The organism is Achromobacter sp. SX5 (assembly GCF_056711425.1).
Window position 1 is genome coordinate 2,071,017 of sequence record NZ_CM160041.1, and the last position, 17,013, is coordinate 2,088,029.

At 69.4% G+C, this 17,013-nt stretch carries 17 protein-coding genes; 10 read left to right on the top strand and 7 right to left on the bottom strand.

Annotated elements, in window-relative coordinates:
• Nucleotides 1-13: 13 nt before the first annotated feature.
• From AC1M14_RS09800 to AC1M14_RS09820, 5 genes are read right to left on the bottom strand one after another with little or no spacing between them, the layout of a single operon-like run.
• Complete coding sequence (locus tag AC1M14_RS09800; protein WP_111824752.1) at nt 14-1,474, bottom strand: aldehyde dehydrogenase family protein; 1,461 nt, start codon at nt 1,472-1,474, stop codon at nt 14-16.
• Nucleotides 1,475-1,507: 33 nt separating this feature from the next.
• The gene (locus AC1M14_RS09805) at nt 1,508-2,527 is read right to left on the bottom strand and encodes a hydroxyquinol 1,2-dioxygenase (RefSeq protein WP_479731494.1); all 1,020 of its coding nucleotides are present in this window, start codon (nt 2,525-2,527) and stop codon (nt 1,508-1,510) included.
• Nucleotides 2,528-2,570: 43 nt separating this feature from the next.
• On the bottom strand, nt 2,571-3,065 hold the full coding sequence (locus AC1M14_RS09810) for a cupin domain-containing protein (RefSeq protein WP_209165290.1): 495 nt from the start codon (nt 3,063-3,065) through the stop codon (nt 2,571-2,573).
• A 23-nt stretch (nt 3,066-3,088) separates the two neighbouring features.
• Nucleotides 3,089-4,057 (bottom strand): Bug family tripartite tricarboxylate transporter substrate binding protein, encoded by a 969-nt coding sequence (locus AC1M14_RS09815; RefSeq protein ID WP_479731495.1) that lies wholly within the window; start codon nt 4,055-4,057, stop codon nt 3,089-3,091.
• 53 nt (nt 4,058-4,110) lie between these two features.
• Entirely contained in the window at nt 4,111-5,688 is a 1,578-nt protein-coding gene (locus AC1M14_RS09820) for an alkaline phosphatase family protein (RefSeq protein ID WP_111824754.1), read from the bottom strand.
• A gap of 140 nt (nt 5,689-5,828) precedes the next feature.
• Between AC1M14_RS09820 and AC1M14_RS09825 the strand changes: the two genes are divergently transcribed.
• From AC1M14_RS09825 to AC1M14_RS09850, 6 genes are all read left to right on the top strand, one after another.
• Nucleotides 5,829-6,647, top strand: coding sequence for an IclR family transcriptional regulator domain-containing protein (locus AC1M14_RS09825; protein WP_108627526.1), 819 nt, complete (start codon nt 5,829-5,831; stop codon nt 6,645-6,647).
• A 107-nt stretch (nt 6,648-6,754) separates the two neighbouring features.
• The gene (locus AC1M14_RS09830) at nt 6,755-7,630 is read left to right on the top strand and encodes a DUF1932 domain-containing protein (protein WP_479731497.1); all 876 of its coding nucleotides are present in this window, start codon (nt 6,755-6,757) and stop codon (nt 7,628-7,630) included.
• 52 nt (nt 7,631-7,682) lie between these two features.
• On the top strand, nt 7,683-8,648 hold the full coding sequence (locus AC1M14_RS09835; RefSeq protein WP_102772226.1) for a Bug family tripartite tricarboxylate transporter substrate binding protein: 966 nt from the start codon (nt 7,683-7,685) through the stop codon (nt 8,646-8,648).
• Nucleotides 8,649-8,684: 36 nt separating this feature from the next.
• Nucleotides 8,685-9,362 carry an RraA family protein gene (locus AC1M14_RS09840; protein ID WP_479731498.1) on the top strand — a complete coding sequence of 226 codons (678 nt, stop codon included), beginning with the start codon at nt 8,685-8,687 and terminating at the stop codon, nt 9,360-9,362.
• Entirely contained in the window at nt 9,359-10,423 is a 1,065-nt protein-coding gene (locus AC1M14_RS09845) for an NAD(P)-dependent oxidoreductase (RefSeq protein ID WP_479731499.1), read from the top strand. Before AC1M14_RS09840 ends, AC1M14_RS09845 begins: the two co-directional genes overlap by 4 nt.
• Before the next feature lie 33 nt (nt 10,424-10,456).
• On the top strand, nt 10,457-11,107 hold the full coding sequence (locus AC1M14_RS09850; RefSeq protein ID WP_102772223.1) for a GntR family transcriptional regulator: 651 nt from the start codon (nt 10,457-10,459) through the stop codon (nt 11,105-11,107).
• A gap of 5 nt (nt 11,108-11,112) precedes the next feature.
• Here AC1M14_RS09850 and AC1M14_RS09855 read toward each other — a convergent pair whose 3' ends face one another.
• Nucleotides 11,113-11,760 carry a TetR/AcrR family transcriptional regulator gene (locus tag AC1M14_RS09855; protein WP_102772830.1) on the bottom strand — a complete coding sequence of 216 codons (648 nt, stop codon included), beginning with the start codon at nt 11,758-11,760 and terminating at the stop codon, nt 11,113-11,115.
• A 162-nt stretch (nt 11,761-11,922) separates the two neighbouring features.
• Here AC1M14_RS09855 and AC1M14_RS09860 point away from each other — a divergent pair, with 162 nt between their 5' ends.
• The 3 genes from AC1M14_RS09860 to AC1M14_RS09870 are packed head-to-tail and all read left to right on the top strand — an operon-like array spanning nt 11,923 to nt 14,463.
• Nucleotides 11,923-13,134, top strand: coding sequence for a Tm-1-like ATP-binding domain-containing protein (locus AC1M14_RS09860; protein ID WP_479731500.1), 1,212 nt, complete (start codon nt 11,923-11,925; stop codon nt 13,132-13,134).
• A gap of 11 nt (nt 13,135-13,145) precedes the next feature.
• The gene (locus tag AC1M14_RS09865; RefSeq protein ID WP_111824760.1) at nt 13,146-13,976 is read left to right on the top strand and encodes a phosphoenolpyruvate hydrolase family protein; all 831 of its coding nucleotides are present in this window, start codon (nt 13,146-13,148) and stop codon (nt 13,974-13,976) included.
• Between the two features lie 40 nt (nt 13,977-14,016).
• Nucleotides 14,017-14,463, top strand: a complete 447-nt coding sequence (locus AC1M14_RS09870) for an SRPBCC family protein (protein ID WP_102772220.1) — start codon at nt 14,017-14,019, stop codon at nt 14,461-14,463.
• Between the two features lie 13 nt (nt 14,464-14,476).
• Here the strand turns inward: AC1M14_RS09870 and AC1M14_RS09875 are convergent, their stop codons facing one another.
• The gene (locus AC1M14_RS09875; protein ID WP_102772219.1) at nt 14,477-15,424 is read right to left on the bottom strand and encodes a LysR family transcriptional regulator; all 948 of its coding nucleotides are present in this window, start codon (nt 15,422-15,424) and stop codon (nt 14,477-14,479) included.
• A 94-nt stretch (nt 15,425-15,518) separates the two neighbouring features.
• Here AC1M14_RS09875 and AC1M14_RS09880 point away from each other — a divergent pair, with 94 nt between their 5' ends.
• A complete protein-coding gene (locus tag AC1M14_RS09880) occupies nt 15,519-16,988 on the top strand; it encodes an N-acyl-D-amino-acid deacylase family protein (RefSeq protein ID WP_479731501.1) in 1,470 nt (489 codons plus the stop codon).
• Nucleotides 16,989-17,013 lie beyond the last annotated feature (25 nt).

The window sequence follows — 17,013 nt, forward strand, 5'->3', positions numbered from 1 at the left end:
TCCTGTCGATGGCTCAACGCTTGAAGTAGGGCGGCACCGCGGCGTCCACATTCACCCAGACGGACTTGGCCTCGGTGTAGTCGTGCATGGCCTCGAAGCCCATCTCGCGGCCATAGCCGGACTGGCCCATGCCGCCGAAGGGACTGCCCGGATTCACCCGTTTGTAGCAGTTTATCCAGCACATGCCGGCGCGGATGGCGTCCGCGACCTTGTGCGCGCGCGCCAGGTCGCGCGTCCACAGCCCGCTGCCCAGCCCGTAGTCGGTCGCATTGGCGATGGCGACGGCTTCTTCGTCGCTGCCGAAGCGCAGCACGGTGACGAAGGGGCCGAAGACTTCTTCCTGCGCGACGCGGTCCTGCGGTTTGGCCTCCACCACCGTCGGGGCCACGAAATAGCCCGCGGACAGCGCCCCGTCGGGCGCCTTGCCGCCGGCCAGCACGCGCCCGCCCTGTTCGGTGGCGATCTGCACGTAGGACAGCACTTTGTCGCGATGCTGCGCCGAGGTCAGCGGGCCCATTTCCGTGTCGGGCGAGCGCGGATCGCCCAGGCGGATGGAGTTCGCCAGCCGGGTGAAGCGTTCGAGGAATTCGTCGGCGATCCTGTCGTGCAGCATCAGCCGCGAGCCGGCGATGCAGGCCTGGCCCTGGTTGTGGAAGATAGCCCAGGCCGCACCGTTGACCGCGGCGTCGAGGTTGGCGTCCTCGAAGACGATGTTGGCGCCCTTGCCGCCCAGTTCGAGCTGCACGCGCTTGAGGTTGCCCTTGGACGCCTCGACGATGCGCCGGCCGGTGGCGGTCGAGCCGGTGAAGGCGATCTTGCCCACGTCCGGATGCTCGGCCAGGCGCTGGCCGGCGGTATGGCCATAGCCCGGGACCACGTTGACGACGCCATCGGGAAAGCCGACCTCGGCCATGAGTTCGGCGATGCGCAGCGTCGACAGCGGCGTGAGCTCCGACGGCTTGATCACGACGGTGTTGCCGGCGGCCAGGGCCGGGCCCATTTTCCAGCTGGTGAACATCAGCGGGAAGTTCCACGGCACGATCTGGCCCACCACGCCGATCGGCGCGCGCTGCACGTAGTTCAGAAAGCCCGCTTCCACCGGGATGACGCTGCCCAGCAGCTTGTCGGCCATGCCGCCGAAGTAGCGGAAGCAGGCGGCGGTGCGCGGCACGTCCAGGCCGCGCGTATCGCGGATGGGATGGCCGGTGTCCAGGGTTTCCAGCTGCGCCAGCTCTTCGGCGTTGGCTTCGATCCTGTCGGCGAGCTTGAGCAACAGGTGTCCGCGGTCGGCCGCCGCCATCCGCGACCAGGCGGGAAACGCGCGCTGCGCCGCTGCGACGGCGCGGTCCACGTCGGCCGCCTCGGCGGCGGCGATGGCGGTGATGAGGGCGCCGTCGTAAGGATTCAGCACGTCGATGGTGCCGCCGGCGGCCGCGTCCACGAACTTGCCGTCGATGAAGAGTTTGTTCTGCATGGTTGATGATTCGCTGAAGAGTGTGGGTAAGGCTCAGAAGGCGACCGGATACGGCGGGAGTTCGCCGCTTTCGTAGCGCTGGGGCAGGTCGGGCGTGGCGTTCTCCCAGACCAGCAGCATGGAGCGCTTGGTCGAATAGCCCTGGTGGCGGATGTCGGCCGGCATGGCGCAGACGTCGCCGGCGCGCATCGTGACCCGCGCGCGCGGCGCGCCGGTTTCCTTGTCGCCGATGTCCCAGACGATCTCGTCGGACAGCTGCAGGAACCATTCCACCCGGTCGTTGCCGTGGAACACCGGCAGGATGAACTCCTCGGTCGTGGGGCAGAACAGGCTGGCGCCGCACACCGAGGTGACCGAGGGGTTCCAGGTCACGTCCGAGCGCGACAGGTACTTGAACAGGTTGAAGGCGTGCAGCTGGCCTTCGAAGCCGGGTTCGACGTGGACCTCCGGCTCTTCCTGGGTCACGTCCGCGAACGCGCGGTTGACCGGCAGGTCGTCGCGCAGGGGCGAATCCCCGGGCAGGCCGGGCATGCGCCGGGTGGCGATCCGCGAACGTTCGATGGCGTCCGCGTTGTCGCCGTGCTTGCGGCCGAAGGCGGTGCCGGTTTCTTCCGGCGCGGCGAAGGGATCGAAACCTTCGTTGGTCCAGTCGTGCAGCATGGCCTTGAACGTGGCCATGATGAGCGGGGTGTCGAAGGTCTCGGTGTAGTCCACGCCGGCCGCCTTCATGACGCCGTTGAACGAGCCGGCGTAGACGTCGACCTTGCCGTAGTGGTTGCGGGTGCCGAATACGTGGTCGAAGTTCACCCAGCCGTAGAAGAAGCCCCAGGCCACGTCCCGCATCAGGGCGCGCAGGAACGCGTCGGCGGGCATGGCGTGGGTGCGCGTCTGGCCGTTGGCCGGCCAGTGAATCTTGGCGAAGTATTCGTCGCGGGTGAAGGTGAAGGCGCCGAGATCGAAGCGCTTGTAGCCGGTCGCGGCGTCGGCGGCGCTGGCCTGGACCTTGTCGGCGGCGAAAGCGGGGGCGGGGGTATCGGTGGCGAGCTGGGCCATGTCGGTTCTCCAGATGGAAAGAATCGTGGGGGAGGGCGGAGGGCTACTGCAGGCAGATGTCCGCCCACTTCTCGACGGACAGTTCGCCCAGGCGGGTGTGCAGCAGCAGGACGCCCGGCAGCGCGGCGGTGAAGCGGTAGGCGCAGCCCGCGGGCAGCAGGCACTGGTGTCCGCGGCCCAGCTTCACGTGTCCCATCGGCCGGCCGGCGAGGTTTTCGCCCGCGAGCACGGCGCCTTCGCCCGCGGCCGGCGGCTGGTCCAGGGCCAGGAATTCGACCTGCGCCACGCCGTCCATGAGGATGGCGAACTCGTCGTGGCTGCAGACGTACCAGGGCGACACGCCTTCGGCCCGCACGGTCTCGATGACGTACTCCAGGTTCTTGCCCACGACGATCTTCTCGTAGGGCGCGGCGCCGTCGGCCACTTCGAATATGTTGGAAAACACATAGTGGCGGGGCGATCCGGTGGTGATCTCGATAGAGCCTTTCCGGTAGTTCTTCAGCGAGCCGAAGACGGTGGGCGTTGCGGTCGTGTTCATGGGGTCTCCAATATCGTTCAGGTTCAGTTCACCTGCAGGTGAATCTTCTGGATGACGGCGTTCCATTTGGCGATGTCGTCGCGCAACCGGCTGGCCGTCTGCTCGGGCGATTCCGGACGCGGGTCCAGGTCGTTGGCCTGCAGCTTCTGCTTGACGTCCGGCCGGGCCAGGGCCTGCGCCACCGCGTCGTTCATGCGGTTGACGATGGCCGCCGGCGTGCCCTTGGGCGCGAACAGCATTTCTCGGAAGGTGGCGTCGTAGCCCGCGACGCCGGCCTGCTGCATGGTGGGCACGTCCGGCGCCTGCACCGAGCGCGTGTCGCCCGATACCGCCAGCCCGTTCAGCTTGCCGGCGGACACGTAGGACGCGACCACGGGCGAGGCGAGGTAGCCGCAGGGCACCTGGCCCGCCAGCACGTCCTGGGTGGCCGGCGACGGCCCTTTGTACGGGACGTGCATGACGTTGAGGCCCGCGCCGGACAGGTACAGCTCCATCGCCAGATGGCCGGGCACGCCCTGGCCGCCGGACGCGTAGCTGAGCGCGCCGGGCGCCTTTCTGGCCTCGGCGTCGAGCTGGGCCAGCGTGCGCAGGCCGGACGAGGGGCCGCACACCAGCATCTGGTTGAAGTTGGCCAGCGCCACGACCGGCGTCAGGTCCTCGGCCTTGAAATTGAGCTTGCGATAGATGGCCGGGTTGATGGTGACCACCGTATCGGGCGCCTGCAGAAAGGTGTAGCCGTCGGCGGCCGCCCGGGCCACCGCTTCCGCGCCGATATTGCCGCCCGCGCCGGGGCGGTTTTCCACGACGAGGGGCTGCTTGAGCGTCTGTCCGACCGCCTCGGCCACGATGCGCGCGGCCGTGTCGCCGGGCGAGCCCGCCGGAAACGCCACCACCACGCGGATGGGGCGCGCCGGCCAGTCGTCCTGCGCATGGGCGTACGGTCCTGTGCCGGCGGCGATACAGGCCGCCAGCGCAAGTAGCTGCGATTTCATGTTGTCTCCTTCCGTATGTTTTTTTTCAGGCGCCCTGGTGCGGGCGCGCTGTGTCACCACCTGCCGATATGGATGCCTGTCGACTCCTCCTTGCGCGTCCATGCCGCCATCGTCTCGCCGCTGACCGTGGGGTGTATCCGGCGGTTGCGCAGCCACTCGAACAGCAGGGCCTGGTAACGCTCACGGACGGCGGCGTAAGCGGGGTCCGCGCCCAGGTCGTCGAATTCGTCGGGGTCGGCGCGCAGGTCGAAGAGCTGCGGACGCAAGCCCTCGAAATGCACGTACTTCCAGTCGTGGTCGCGCACCATGTAGGCGTGGCAGCCGTCGGCGGGCCGGTTCAGCGGTTCGCGCACGCAGTCGCGGAACGCATAGTCGTTTTCCGAGTACACGGCGTTGCGCCACTCGGCCGGGGCATTGCCCTGCAATAGCGGCAGCAGCGAACGTCCTTCCAGAATGTGGCCGGGGATGTCCGCCTTGTAGGCGTCCAGGATCGTGGGGACCAGGTCGATGGCTTCCACCAGCCGCGATTCCACGACGCCGCGCGGCACGCCGTCGCCCGGCAGGCGGATGATGAGCGGCACCTTGGCCACGCAATCGTGGAAGAGCTCCTTCTCGCCCATGTAGTGGTCGCCCAGGTAGTCGCCGTGGTCGCTGCTGAAAATGATCATGGTGTCCCGGTCGCGTCCGCTGCGCCGCAGGTAGTCGAACAGCACGCCCAATTGGTCGTCCACCTGCTTGATGAGTCCCATGTAGGTGGGGATGACGGTCTCGCGCACTTCGTCGCGGGAGAAGCTCTGGCTCACCTCCGTGCGGCGGTAGCCCTGCAGCACGGGGTGCGCATGCTCCAGTTCGCGGGGGCTGCGCTTGACGGCCTGCACGTCGTCTTTCGAGTACATGGCGTGATAGGGCGCCGGCGCGACGTAGGGCCAGTGCGGTTTGATGTAGGACAGGTGCAGTACCCAGGGCCGGTCGCCGCTTTCTTCGATGAACTCGATCGCGCGCCGCGTCATGTAGGGCGTTTCGGAGTCCTCTTCGCGCACGCGGGCGGGCAGGGCGGCGTGGCGCATGTTCCAGCCCGACAGAATCTCGCCGTTCTGGCCCAGCGCCGAGTTGGCGTGATCGTGCCAGGGATTGGCGCCGTCGTAGCCGCGCTGGCGCAGGTATTGGCCGTAGCGGTGCGCCTCGGTGCTGAAGCCGTCGGGCCAGATGCCGTCGTCGCGGTCGTAGGGTTCGAATCCGCCTTCCATCGCCAGCGTGCCGATGGCGCTGGCGGGGTCGATCCCCAGGCGGCGCAGGCCGGCCATGTCCGGTTCCATGTGCGTCTTGCCGGCCACCGCCACGCGCACGCCCAGCGGGTTCAGGTAATCGCCCAGCGTCAGTTCGCTGACCGGCATGGGCACGAAGTTCCATACCGCGCCGTGGCTGGTGACGTAGCGGCCGGTGTAGTAGGACATGCGCGACGGGCCGCAGACCGGGCCCTGCACGAAGGCGTTGTCGAAACGCACGCCCTCGGCGGCCAGCCGGTCGATGTTGGGGGTGCGCAGGCGCGGGTGTCCATAGCAGGACAGATAGTCCCAGCGCAGTTGGTCGCACATGATCCACAGCACATTGCGTACAGCCTGTCCGCCCATTCCAGCCTCTCGTCCCGGTTCGCCAGCCACATCGGCCTGCGATAGACGCCACGATATTTGGAGCGGGCTGGGCGGCTCAAGCAGGTTTTGCTAGAGTTTCACCGAGTGAAATCCGCGGATGCGCGGAAAAGGCAGACGCAATGACCCGCTGGGCCCCGAAGGTGAAGACGATAGACGCGCTGGAGCGCGGCCTGATCGTGCTGGACGAGGTGCGCGCCTCGCAGGGCGCGAGCCTGCAGGAATTGCACGTGCGCACCGGCTACGCCAAGGCCACGCTGCTGCGCATCCTGGCGACGCTGCAATTGCGCGGCCTGATCTGGCGGCGGATCGCCGACGACTATTTCTGTCCGGCCAGCTCGCTCAACGAACCCAGCCGGCGCGCGCGCGTGCTGGACCTGCTGGGCCAGTGCGCGGCGCCCGAACTGGACCGCCTGCAGGCCAAGGTGCTGTGGCCGTCGGACCTGACGGTGCGCCGCGGCAGCGCGATGATCGTGCGCGAGACCAACCGCAGCCAGTCGTACTTCACGATACGCAGGGACAACATCGGCTTCCAGATCAACATGCTGCGCTCCGCCGTGGGCCGCGCCTATCTGGCCTTCTGCGCCGACAAGGAGCGCGAGTCGATCCTAGCGGCGCTGCGCCGCAGCCGCCGCGAGGGCGACGCGCTGGCGCACGATAGCGCCGCCGTGGACAGGATGCTGGAGCAGACTCGCCGCCAGGGCTACGGGCTGCGCGAGCAGCGCTTCGGCGGCGACTACGACAAGCCGCGCAGGGACCAGAACGACAGGCTGGAGGCCATCGCCGTTCCCATCATGGCCGCGCCGGGGCGGCTCTACGGTTGCGTGAACATCGTGTGGATACAGGGCGTGCGCACCGCCGACCAGATGGTCGAGCAGTGCCTGGAGCCGCTGTGCCGCACGGCTCGCGCCATCTCGGCCGGCATGACTCGCCGCGCTTGAGGCAATATTGTTTTTTTAATGTATTAAAACTACGGGTTATTACCGATAAGTTTCTGCGTATTTTCGTTCTATAAACGCATCATTGTATTTTTTATGTATTTATAGAAATGAAAATCGCCTTGCTGGGTTGCGGTGAAGTGGGGTCCTGCTACGCGCAGGCGTGGACCGATGCCGGCCATCGAATGGCCGGCATCTGCGATCTGCGCCAGGACGAGGAAATGACCGCGCGCGCGCGCCGCTATGGCGCCGGACTGCACGCGGCGCCCGGACCCTGGCTGCGCGAGGCCGACATCGTGGTGTCGGCCGTGTACGGCCACGCCGCGCGCGAGGTGGCGCAGCAGAGCTTCCCCCACATGCGCGCCGACGCCGTCTACGCCGACTTCACCACGGCCGGCGCGGCCGACATGCAGGCCGCCGCGGCGGCCGCCGCCGCGCAGGGCATCGATTTCACCGACGTGGCGATCATGGGCGCCATCGCCTTGCTGGCCGAGCGCACGCCCTTGCTGTGCGCCGGCACGGGCGCCGACGCCGTGCTGCGCCTGGCCGAGAGCGGCGGGGCGCCGGCGCGCGCCATCGCCGGCGCGGCGGGCGACGCCGTGCGGCTGAAGCTGCTGCGCAGCATCATGACCAAGGGCATGGAAAGCCTGGCGGTGGAATGCCTGGTGGCGGCCGAATCCATGGGGCTGCGCGCCTCGCTCTACGAAGTGCTGGCGGACATCGACCGCACGCCGCTGACCGCCTTCATGGATTCCTTCATCCGTTCGCACGTGTTGCACGCCGGCCGCCGGCATGCCGAAGTCCGCGAGGCGCGCGAGCAACTGGTCGAGGCCGGGCTGGAACCGCTGGTGCTCGACGGCGTGGAGCGGCTGTTCGCGCGCACCAGCCGCGGCATAGACGCGGCCCGGGCCCGGGGCGATTTCGACGTGCCGGATTCGGTGGACGCGCGCCTGGCCTGGCTGGCGCCGTTGGCGCAGCGGCGTTGAGCGCGCCGCGTGGAACTGCCAGTCAAAAAAATCAAACCGTGTGAGGAAGACGATGAAACGCTTGAAGAACCTGTTGGCCGCCACGCTCGTGCTGGGCTGCGCCGCCGTGAACGCCGCCGACATGGGCGCGGCGCCCATTACCCTGATCTCCCCGTTTCCGCCCGGCGGCGGCACCGACACGCTGACGCGCATGATGGCCAGCGCGATCGGCCAGGACCGCGGCTGGAACATGGTGGTGGAGAACAAGCCCGGCGCCGGCGGCAACCTGGCGCTGGACGCCACCGCCCGCGCCCGCCCCGACGGCCACACGCTGGTGATGGCCCAGACCGACAACATCGTGCTGAACCCCTGGCTCTACAACAAGCTCAGCTACGACACCTTCAAGGATTTCAGGCCGGTCGGGCCGGTGGCGACTTCGCCCAGCGTGTTCGTGGTGCTGCCCGACTCGCCGTTCAAGACGGTGGCCGACGTGGTCAAGGCGGCGCAGGCCCGCCCCGGCCAGGTTTCGCTGGGCATTCCCGGCATCGGCGGCACCGGCGACCTGACCGGCTATCTGTGGCGCAAGGCCGCGAACATCGAATTGATGCACGTGCCGTACCGCGGCTGGGGCCAGGCGTTCCCGGACCTGGCCAGCGGCCGGATCGACATGTACGTGGGCTCGGTGGCTTCGCTGCTTCCGCAGATCCGCGGCGGCAAGGTGCGCGCGCTGGCCGTGGTCGCCAAGGACCGCGCGCCGGCCTTGCCCGACGTGCCGACGTTCGCGGAGAACGGATTCAAGGGCCTGGACCAGTCGATCTGGTGGGGCCTGATGGCGCCGGCCAAGACGCCGGACGACGTGGTCGCCACGCTGAACCAGGCCCTGCAGGCCGTGCAGTCCAACCCCGAACTGGTGAAGAAGCTGGAAGACGCCGGCTACAGCATCCTCAAGGGCACGCCCGACGACCTGGCGCGCCAGCACCGCGCCGACCACGAGATCTTCGGCAAGGTCGTGCAGGACGCCGGCATTCCCAAGCAGTGACCGCGAGCCATCGCAATTTTCCAGACAGGAGCAAAGATGATCGGTTTTGAGATCCATGCCCGCAAGCGCGCGGTGAGCAGGCAGACCGTGGAGAAGTTCAGCGGCATTCCGGTGGCCAACATCAGCGATTGCATGTCGCGCATGGCGGCGGGCGGCGCGCGCCTGCGGCCCATGCACGACGGCCGTCCGATGGCCGGCCCGGCCCTGACCGTGCGCACCCGGCCCGGCGACAATCTGCTGGTGCACAAGGCGCTGGAGCTGGCCCAGCCGGGCGACGTGATCGTGGTGGACGCGGGCGGCGACCTGACCAACGCGATCATCGGCGAAATCATGACCAGCTATGCGCAGGCGCGCGGCCTCGCCGGCATCGTGATCAACGGCGCCATCCGCGACTGCGGCGCGATACGGCGCGGCTCGTTCCCGGTCTACGCGGCCGGCGTGACGCACCGCGGACCCTACAAGGACGGGCCGGGCGAGATCAATGGCGTCATCGCGCTGGACGGCATGACGATCGCGCCGGACGACCTGATCGTCGGAGACGACGACGGCCTGCTGTCGATCCCGTACGAGCAGACCGAGGCGCTTTATCAGGCGGCCTCGTCCAAGCACGAAGTGGAAACCAAGATGCTGGCGGACATCGCCGCCGGCAGGCTGGATACCTCGTGGATCGACGCCAGGCTCAAAGCCCTGGGCTGCACGGAGCGGCAGGCATGAGCGCAGCGCCGCGGCCGAAGGACACGATGCGCGTGGCCCGGCTGGATCTGTGGATCGACCCGGCGTTCGACGCGGACATCGGGCGCGAGCCGGGCCTCGCCCTGCAGGTGCTGCCCGCGCATGGCGACGCCGTCACGGCGGCCGGCCTGGCCGGCGCGCACGCCTACCACGTCAGCGCGGCCAAGGACGAGGTGCCCGCGCGCTGGCAGGTGTCGGAAAGCCTGCTGGCCGCATGCCCGCAGTTGCTGTGCGTGTCCTCCGGCGGCGCCGGCTACGACACGGTGGACGTGGCGGCCTGCACGCGGGCCGGCGTGGCCGTGGTCAACCAGGCCGGCGCGAATGCGGCCTCGGTGGCGGAAATGACCTACGCCTTGCTGCTGGCGCTGGTCAAGCGCCTGCGCGCCTCCCAGGCCGCGCTGCTGGCGGGAACCGCCGCCACGCGCGAGGCGCTGATGGGGCATGAAATCGAAGGCCGGGTGCTGGGCCTGGTGGGCATCGGCGAAATCGGCGCCAGAGTGGCGCGCGCCGCCGCCGGTTTCGGCATGCGCGTCCTCGCTTGCGATCCGCTGCTGCCGGCCGGGGAAATCCGACGCCGCGGCGCCGAGCCGGCGGACCTGGCGGCGCTGCTCGACGCGGCCGACGTCGTCAGCCTGCACTGTCCGTTGAACGGCGAGACGCGCGGCATGTTCGGGGCCGAGCAGTTCGGGCGGATGAAGCCAGGCGCGCTTTTCATTTCCACCGCGCGCGGCGGCATCCACGACGAAGACGCGCTGCTGGCGGCGCTGCGGGACGGACGGCTGGCGGGCGCCGGCCTGGACGTCTGGAGCCAGGAGCCGCCGCCGCCGGACCACCCGCTGCTGCTGCGTCCCGACGTGGTGGCGACCTATCACACGGGCGGCGTGACGCACGAAGGCCGGCGCAAGGTGGCGCAAGGGTCCGCGGCCCAGATCGCCGCGATGCTGGCGGGCCGCCGCCCGGCGCGGCTGTTGAATCCGGAGGTCTGGCCCAGGTTCCTGGAGCGGCTGGCGCAGCGCCATGCCCCGCATGGCCTTCCGGTATAGTTCGACTACCTTGTTCCGGAGCCTCGCGCCACCATGTCCAGCGCCCGCGATTACGTCTATGGAGAGCTGCGCCGCCGCTTGATGGCGGGCGCTTTCATGCCGGGCGAGCGGCTGCGCGAAGAGCATATCGCGGCCGAGCTTTCCGTCAGCCGCACGCCGGTGCGCAGCGCCATCGAGCGCCTGGTGGCCGACGGCCTGGTCAAGCACGAAGGCCGGCGCGGCGCGGTGGTGCTGGGCTGGCAGGACCGCGACATCGACGAAGCGTTCGAACTACGCATGCTGCTGGAACCGTATTCGGCCAAGGCGGCGGCCGAACGCGCGACCCCTGAACAGATCCTCGAACTGGAGCGCATCAACCAGTGCATGCTGGACGCGGTCAATTCCAACGACCCCGACAGCGTGGCGCGCGTGCAGCACTACAACAACCAGTTCCATCACGCGCTGCTGAACGCCGCGCAATCGGCCCGGGTGCGCTCCATGGTGGAAAGCCTGCTCGATATGCCGATCATCATCGGCTCGTTCTACTTCTACACCAGGGACGACATGCTGCGCAGCGTGGAGCATCACCGCCAGATCATCGCCGCGCTGCGCGCGCGCGACGCGGAGTGCGCCCAGATCGCGGTGCGCTTCCATCTGGCTTCCACGCACCTGCTGTTTCGCAGCCACCGCAAGTCGCGCGCGTAGCCGGGCTACTTCCCGCGCCCATCCGCTTCGGCCAGCGCCTGCTCGATGATGGCGCGGGCCGTCCAGCGCGCGACTTCGGTGACCTCGGGCAGTTCCAGTTTCCAGATGTCCTTCAGCACCAGGAATACCTCGGTGCCGTACACCAGCGACAGCGCCTGGGCCACGCGGTCCTGCTGCGCCGGCGTGAGCCGGCCGGCCAGCGGCGCGATGGCGCGCTTCAGGATGTCGACGCGGTGGCCGCGCACCAGCCGGGGTTCCGCGCCGGCGCGTCCGGCGCTGGCCTCGGCGTGCTGCTGCAGGGACACCATGATGGCGGCGCGCAGCGGCGCCTCGTGCGATTCCAGCCGCGGATAGGCGAAGCGCAGCAGCTCGTCCACGCGCGTGGACGCGTCGGGCGCGGCCGAGTCCCAGGCCAGGATGGGCCCCAGGCTTTCGTCCACCACCGCGGCGATCAGCGCGCTCTGGCTGGGGAAATAGCGGTAGGCGGTGGCGCGCGAGACCTGGGCGTGCCCGGCCAGTTCGGCCACCGAAGGCGTGATGCCCTGCGCCATCAGGCGCTGGGCCGTGTCCAGCAGGGTTTTGCGCATGCGCGCGCGCGGGCCGTGCGGAGGCTCGCCGCTGGCCGCGGCCTGGGGGCTGGCGGGGGCGATCAGGCGGGCCGCCGCGGCCCCGGCGGGCGCTTTGCGGGCGGGGGATCGGGTTTGACGTGAGACAGGTGTCTCAGTATGATTCTTTCGTCTCATTTCTAGATTCTACAGGCCTCGCGGCCCCACATATCGAGGCGCGCACCGAGTGTAGCCGCCCGCGGAGGAGTCATGACGCATTCGAACCGGCGGGTCTACGTGGCCGCCACTTACGACACCAAGGGCCAGGAAGCCGACTACGTGGTGGCGCTGCTTAAGGGGCAGGGGCTGGACGTGGTGTCGTTGGACGTGTCCACCTCGGGCGCGGCCAGCGCCGCCCAGGTGCAGGCCCAGGAGGTCGCCGCCAGCCACCCGCAGGGGACGGCGGCGGTGTTCACCGGCGACCGCGGCACCGCCATCGCCGCCATGGCGCAGGCCTTCGAACGCTACGCCGCCGGGCGCGCCGATATCGGCGCGATGCTGGGGCTGGGCGGATCGGGCGGCACCGCGCTGATCACGCCGGCCATGCGCGCGCTGCCCATCGGCACCCCCAAGCTGATGGTCTCGACCATGGCGTCGGGCAATGTGGCGCCCTATGTGGGGCCGTCGGACATCGCCATGATGTATTCGGTGACCGACGTCGCGGGGCTGAACCGCATTTCGCGGCGGGTGCTGGGCAATGCCGCAGGCGCCATCGGCGGCGCGTTCCGGCAGGCGGCCAGCGCTGCGCCGGACGACGGCCGGCCCGCGCTGGGCATCACGATGTTCGGCGTGACCACGCCCTGCGTGCAGCAGGTGGTGCCGCTGCTGGAGTCGCGCTACGACTGCCTGGTGTTCCATGCCACCGGCACCGGCGGGCAGTCGATGGAAAAGCTGCTCGACAGCCACCTGCTGGCCGGCGTGCTGGACCTGACCACCACCGAAGTCTGCGACCTGCTGTTCGGCGGCGTGCTGGCCTGCACCGAGGACCGCTTCGGCGCCGTGGCCCGCACGGGCGCGCCCTACGTGGGTTCCTGCGGCGCGCTCGACATGGTGAACTTCGGCGCGATGGAGACGGTTCCGGAACGCTACCGGGGCCGCAAGTTCTATCCCCACAACCCGCAGGTGACGCTGATGCGCACCACCGTCGAGGAAAACGCGCGCCAGGGCGAGTGGATCGCGGCCAGACTGAACCAGTGCCAGGGGCCGGTGCGCTTCCTGATCCCGGAGGGCGGGGTATCCGCGCTGGACGCGCCGGGGCAGGCGTTCTGGGACCCGCAGGCCGACGCCGCGCTGTTCGGGGCGCTGGAGGCCAATCTCAAGCAGACCGGGCAGCGCCGGCTGGTGCGCGTGCCTTGCCACATCAACGATCCGCTGTTCGCCAAGACGGCGGTCGAACACTATCTTGAAATCGCTACACACTGAGGATTGCCGCCATGCCGCGTTTTGACCGCAACGAGCTACTGGACAAGTTCCGCGCCATGGTGCGCGCGCGCACGCCCATCGTGGGCGGCGGCGCGGGCACCGGCCTGTCGGCCAAGTGCGAGGAAGCGGGCGGCATCGACCTGATCGTGATCTACAACTCGGGCCGCTACCGCATGGCGGGCCGCGGCTCGCTGGCCGGTCTGCTGGCCTACGGCAACGCCAACGAGATCGTGGTGGAGATGGGGCGCGAAGTCCTGCCGGTGGTCAAAAAGACGCCGGTGCTGGCCGGCGTGAACGGCACCGATCCGTTCTGCGATTTCGACGTGTTCCTCGACGACCTCAAGCGCCAGGGCTTCGCCGGCGTGCAGAATTTTCCCACCGTGGGCCTGATCGACGGCAATTTCCGCGCCAACCTGGAAGAGACCGGCATGGGCTACGCGCTGGAAGTGGACATGATCCGCCTGGCGCACAAGAAGGGCATGCTGACCACGCCCTATGTGTTCAATGAAGACGACGCCGTGGCGATGACGCGCGCGGGGGCCGACATCATCGTGGCCCACATGGGCCTGACCACCGGCGGCTCGATCGGCGCGGAAACGGCCCTGACGCTGGACGACTGCGTGGCGGCCATCGACCGCATCGCCGCCGCCGCGCTGGCCGTGCGCCCGGACGTCATCGTGCTGTGCCATGGCGGCCCCATCGCCACGCCCGCCGACGCCCTGCACGTGCTGCGCGCCTGCAAGCACTGCCACGGCTTCTACGGCGCCAGTTCCATGGAGCGCCTGCCCACCGAACAGGCCCTGACCGCCGCCACGCGCGAGTTCAAGAACCTGACTTTCTGATCCCGTCACCACACAGGGCCGCGCGCCCGCAGGAGTCCGTATGCCGCACACCGTGCACGTCAGCGCCATCATCCATGCGCCGCTTCAGAAGGTCTGGGCCAGCTTCCGCGACTTCAACGGCCTGGCCGCCTGGCATCCCGGCATCGCCGAAAGCCGCCTGGAAGAGGGCGGCCGCCACGACGCCGTGGGCAGCGTGCGGTACCTGACGCTCAAGCCCTCGGGTTTCGTGCGCGAGCAATTGCTGATGCTGGACGATCCCGGCACGGCGCTGCGCTATTCCATCATCGAGACCGACCTGCCCATGCGCGACTACGTCGCCGGCGTGTCGCTGCATCCCGTCACCGAAGGCGGCCAGACGCTGGTGCAGTGGTGGGCCGATTTCCGCGTCGAAGGCGCGGAACTGAGCGACGTGGCCAAGGCCGTGGGCCAGGGCGTGTTCGCCGCGGGCCTGGCGGCCCTGGACGAGAAGCTGCGCGCGGCCAAGTAAGGAGTGCGGGCGGTCACCCCACCCGCCTGCACCCCGCCGGCAGCTCCGCCGTGCGCAGATAATCCCGGATCGCCCCGATCAGTCCCTCGGCGGCCGGGCTCAACGGATATTCCTTGGGCCGGATGATGCAGACCGTGCGCATCACCGTGGGCCGCGCCAGCAGCGCGTAGGCCAGCCCCGGCTCCAGCACGCGCTGGGCGGCCAGCGCGGGCAATAGCGCCACGCCCAGCCCGGCCTTGACCAGCGCGGCCTGCGAAGTGGTGCTGGACGCCTCGTAGAACGGCGCGGCCGCTTCGATCGGCAGGTCGGCGCGGGCGCGCAGCAAGGCCATGATGCCGGTCTCGTCGACCACGCCCACCAGCTTGCGCGGCGCCAGGTCGGACCAGCGCATCGTGCCGCCGCGGCCGGGGCGCAGCGCCGGGTCGTCCTCGCGGTACAGCACGCCGAAACGGTCTTCCAGCACGGCGTCGAAATGCAGCCCGGGCGCGTCGGCCCAGCGGCTGGTCAGGCCGAAATCGACTTCGCGCGCCGCGACCTTGCGCTGGATGCGGCCGGAGTTGTCGTCGCTCAGGTACAGGCGCACGCCGGGATGCCGGGCGCAGAACGCGGCTGACGCCGGCGCGATGATCTGGGTGATGGCCGACGGCGCGGCCGCCACGCCCACGCGTCCGCGCTCCAGCGCGCCGAAGCGCACCACGTCCTCGATCACCCCGTCGAAATCCGCCAGCAGCCGCATCACGCCGGGCAGGAAGGCCTCGCCCGCCGCCGTGAGCAGCACGCGCCGGCTGGTGCGCGCGAACAGCTGCGTGGCGAGCGCTTCCTCCAGCTGCTGCACCAGGCCGGTGACCGAGGACTGGGTCTGGAACAGGCGCTTGGCGGCATGCGTGAAGCTGGATTCCTGCGCCACCGCGACGAAGGCGGTCAGGTGCTTGAGCGTGACGTGCTTGGGCAGGCGATTCATTTCAAATCACGATAGATGGATCAATAAAAACAATTTTCCCAGATTGATCCGTGCGCCGATACTAGGCGTTTTCGTTCCCCGGGCAGGATAGGCAATGCGGCAGCACACTCTGGACCTCATCATCGAAGGCGGCTGGGTCATCGACGGGCTGGGCGGCCCGCGGCGCCGGGCCGACGTGGGCGTGTCGGGCGAGCGCATCGCCGCGATCGGAGACCTGGCGCAGGCCGCCGCGGCGCGGCGCGTGGACGCCCGCGGCAAGATCGTGGCGCCCGGATTCATCGACGTGCACGGCCATGACGACCTGATGTTCGTGGAGCGGCCCGGCCTGGAATGGAAGACTAGCCAGGGCATCACCACGGTGGTGGTGGGCAATTGCGGCGTCAGCGGCGCGCCCGCGCCGCTGCCCGGCAATACCGCGGCGGCGCTGGCGCTGCTGGGCGAGACGCCGCTGTTCGCCGACATGGACGCCTATTTCGGCGAACTGCGCGCGCAGCAGCCCATGATCAACGTGGCGGCCCTGGTGGGGCACGCCAACCTGCGCCTGGCCGCCATGCGCGACCCGGCGGCCCAGCCCACGGCCGACGAGCAGCTGGCCATGGAGCGCATGCTGGAGGCCGCCCTGGAAGCGGGCGCGGTGGGATTCAGCACCGGGCTGGCGTACCAGCCGGGCGGCGCCGCGCAGCCGCCGGAGCTGGAAGGGCTGGCCCGGGTGGCGGCCGCGCGCGGCGCCATGCACACCAGCCATATCCGCAACGAGGGCGACGAGGTCGAGGCCGCGGTCGAAGAGGTGCTGTCAGTGGGCCGCAGCACCGGCTGCGCCACCGTGCTCTCGCACCACAAGTGCATGCTGCCGCGCAACTGGGGCAAGAGCCGCGCGACGCTGGCCAATATCGACCGCGCGCGCGCCGAGGGCGTGGACGTGGCGCTGGACATCTACCCGTATCCGGGCAGCTCCACCATCCTGATTCCGGAGCGCGCCGACCTCATCGACGACATCCGCATTACCTGGTCGACCCCGCATCCCGAATGCGGCGGGCGCTACCTGAGCGACATCGCGGCGCAATGGGGCTGCGACAAGACCACGGCGGCGCGCCGCCTGTGCCCGGCGGGCGCGATCTACTTCGCCATGGACGAAGCCGAGGTGCAGCGCATTTTCCGGCACGAGCGCTGCATGGTCGGCTCCGACGGCCTGCCCAACGACGCGCATCCGCACCCGCGCCTGTGGGGCAGCTTCACGCGGGTGCTGGGCCGCTACGTGCGCGAGGCCCGGCTGCTGACGCTGGAGGAGGCGGTCGCCAAGATGACCGCCTTGCCGGCGCGCGTGTTCGGCCTGGCCGGGCGCGGCCAGCTCACGGAGGGCGCCTGGGCCGACATCGTGGTGTTCGACGCCGACACCGTCGAGGACCGCGCCACCTGGGAGGCGCCGACGCTGGCCTCGGCCGGCGTCGAGCAGGTGCTGGTCAACGGCCGCCAGGTCCATCCGCCGCTGGCCGGGCAGCCGCGCCCCGGCCGCATCCTGCGGCGCGAGGCGATGGCGCAGCCCGCGGCCGATTCCCACCGATAACGACATCCACCATCCTTCACAGGAG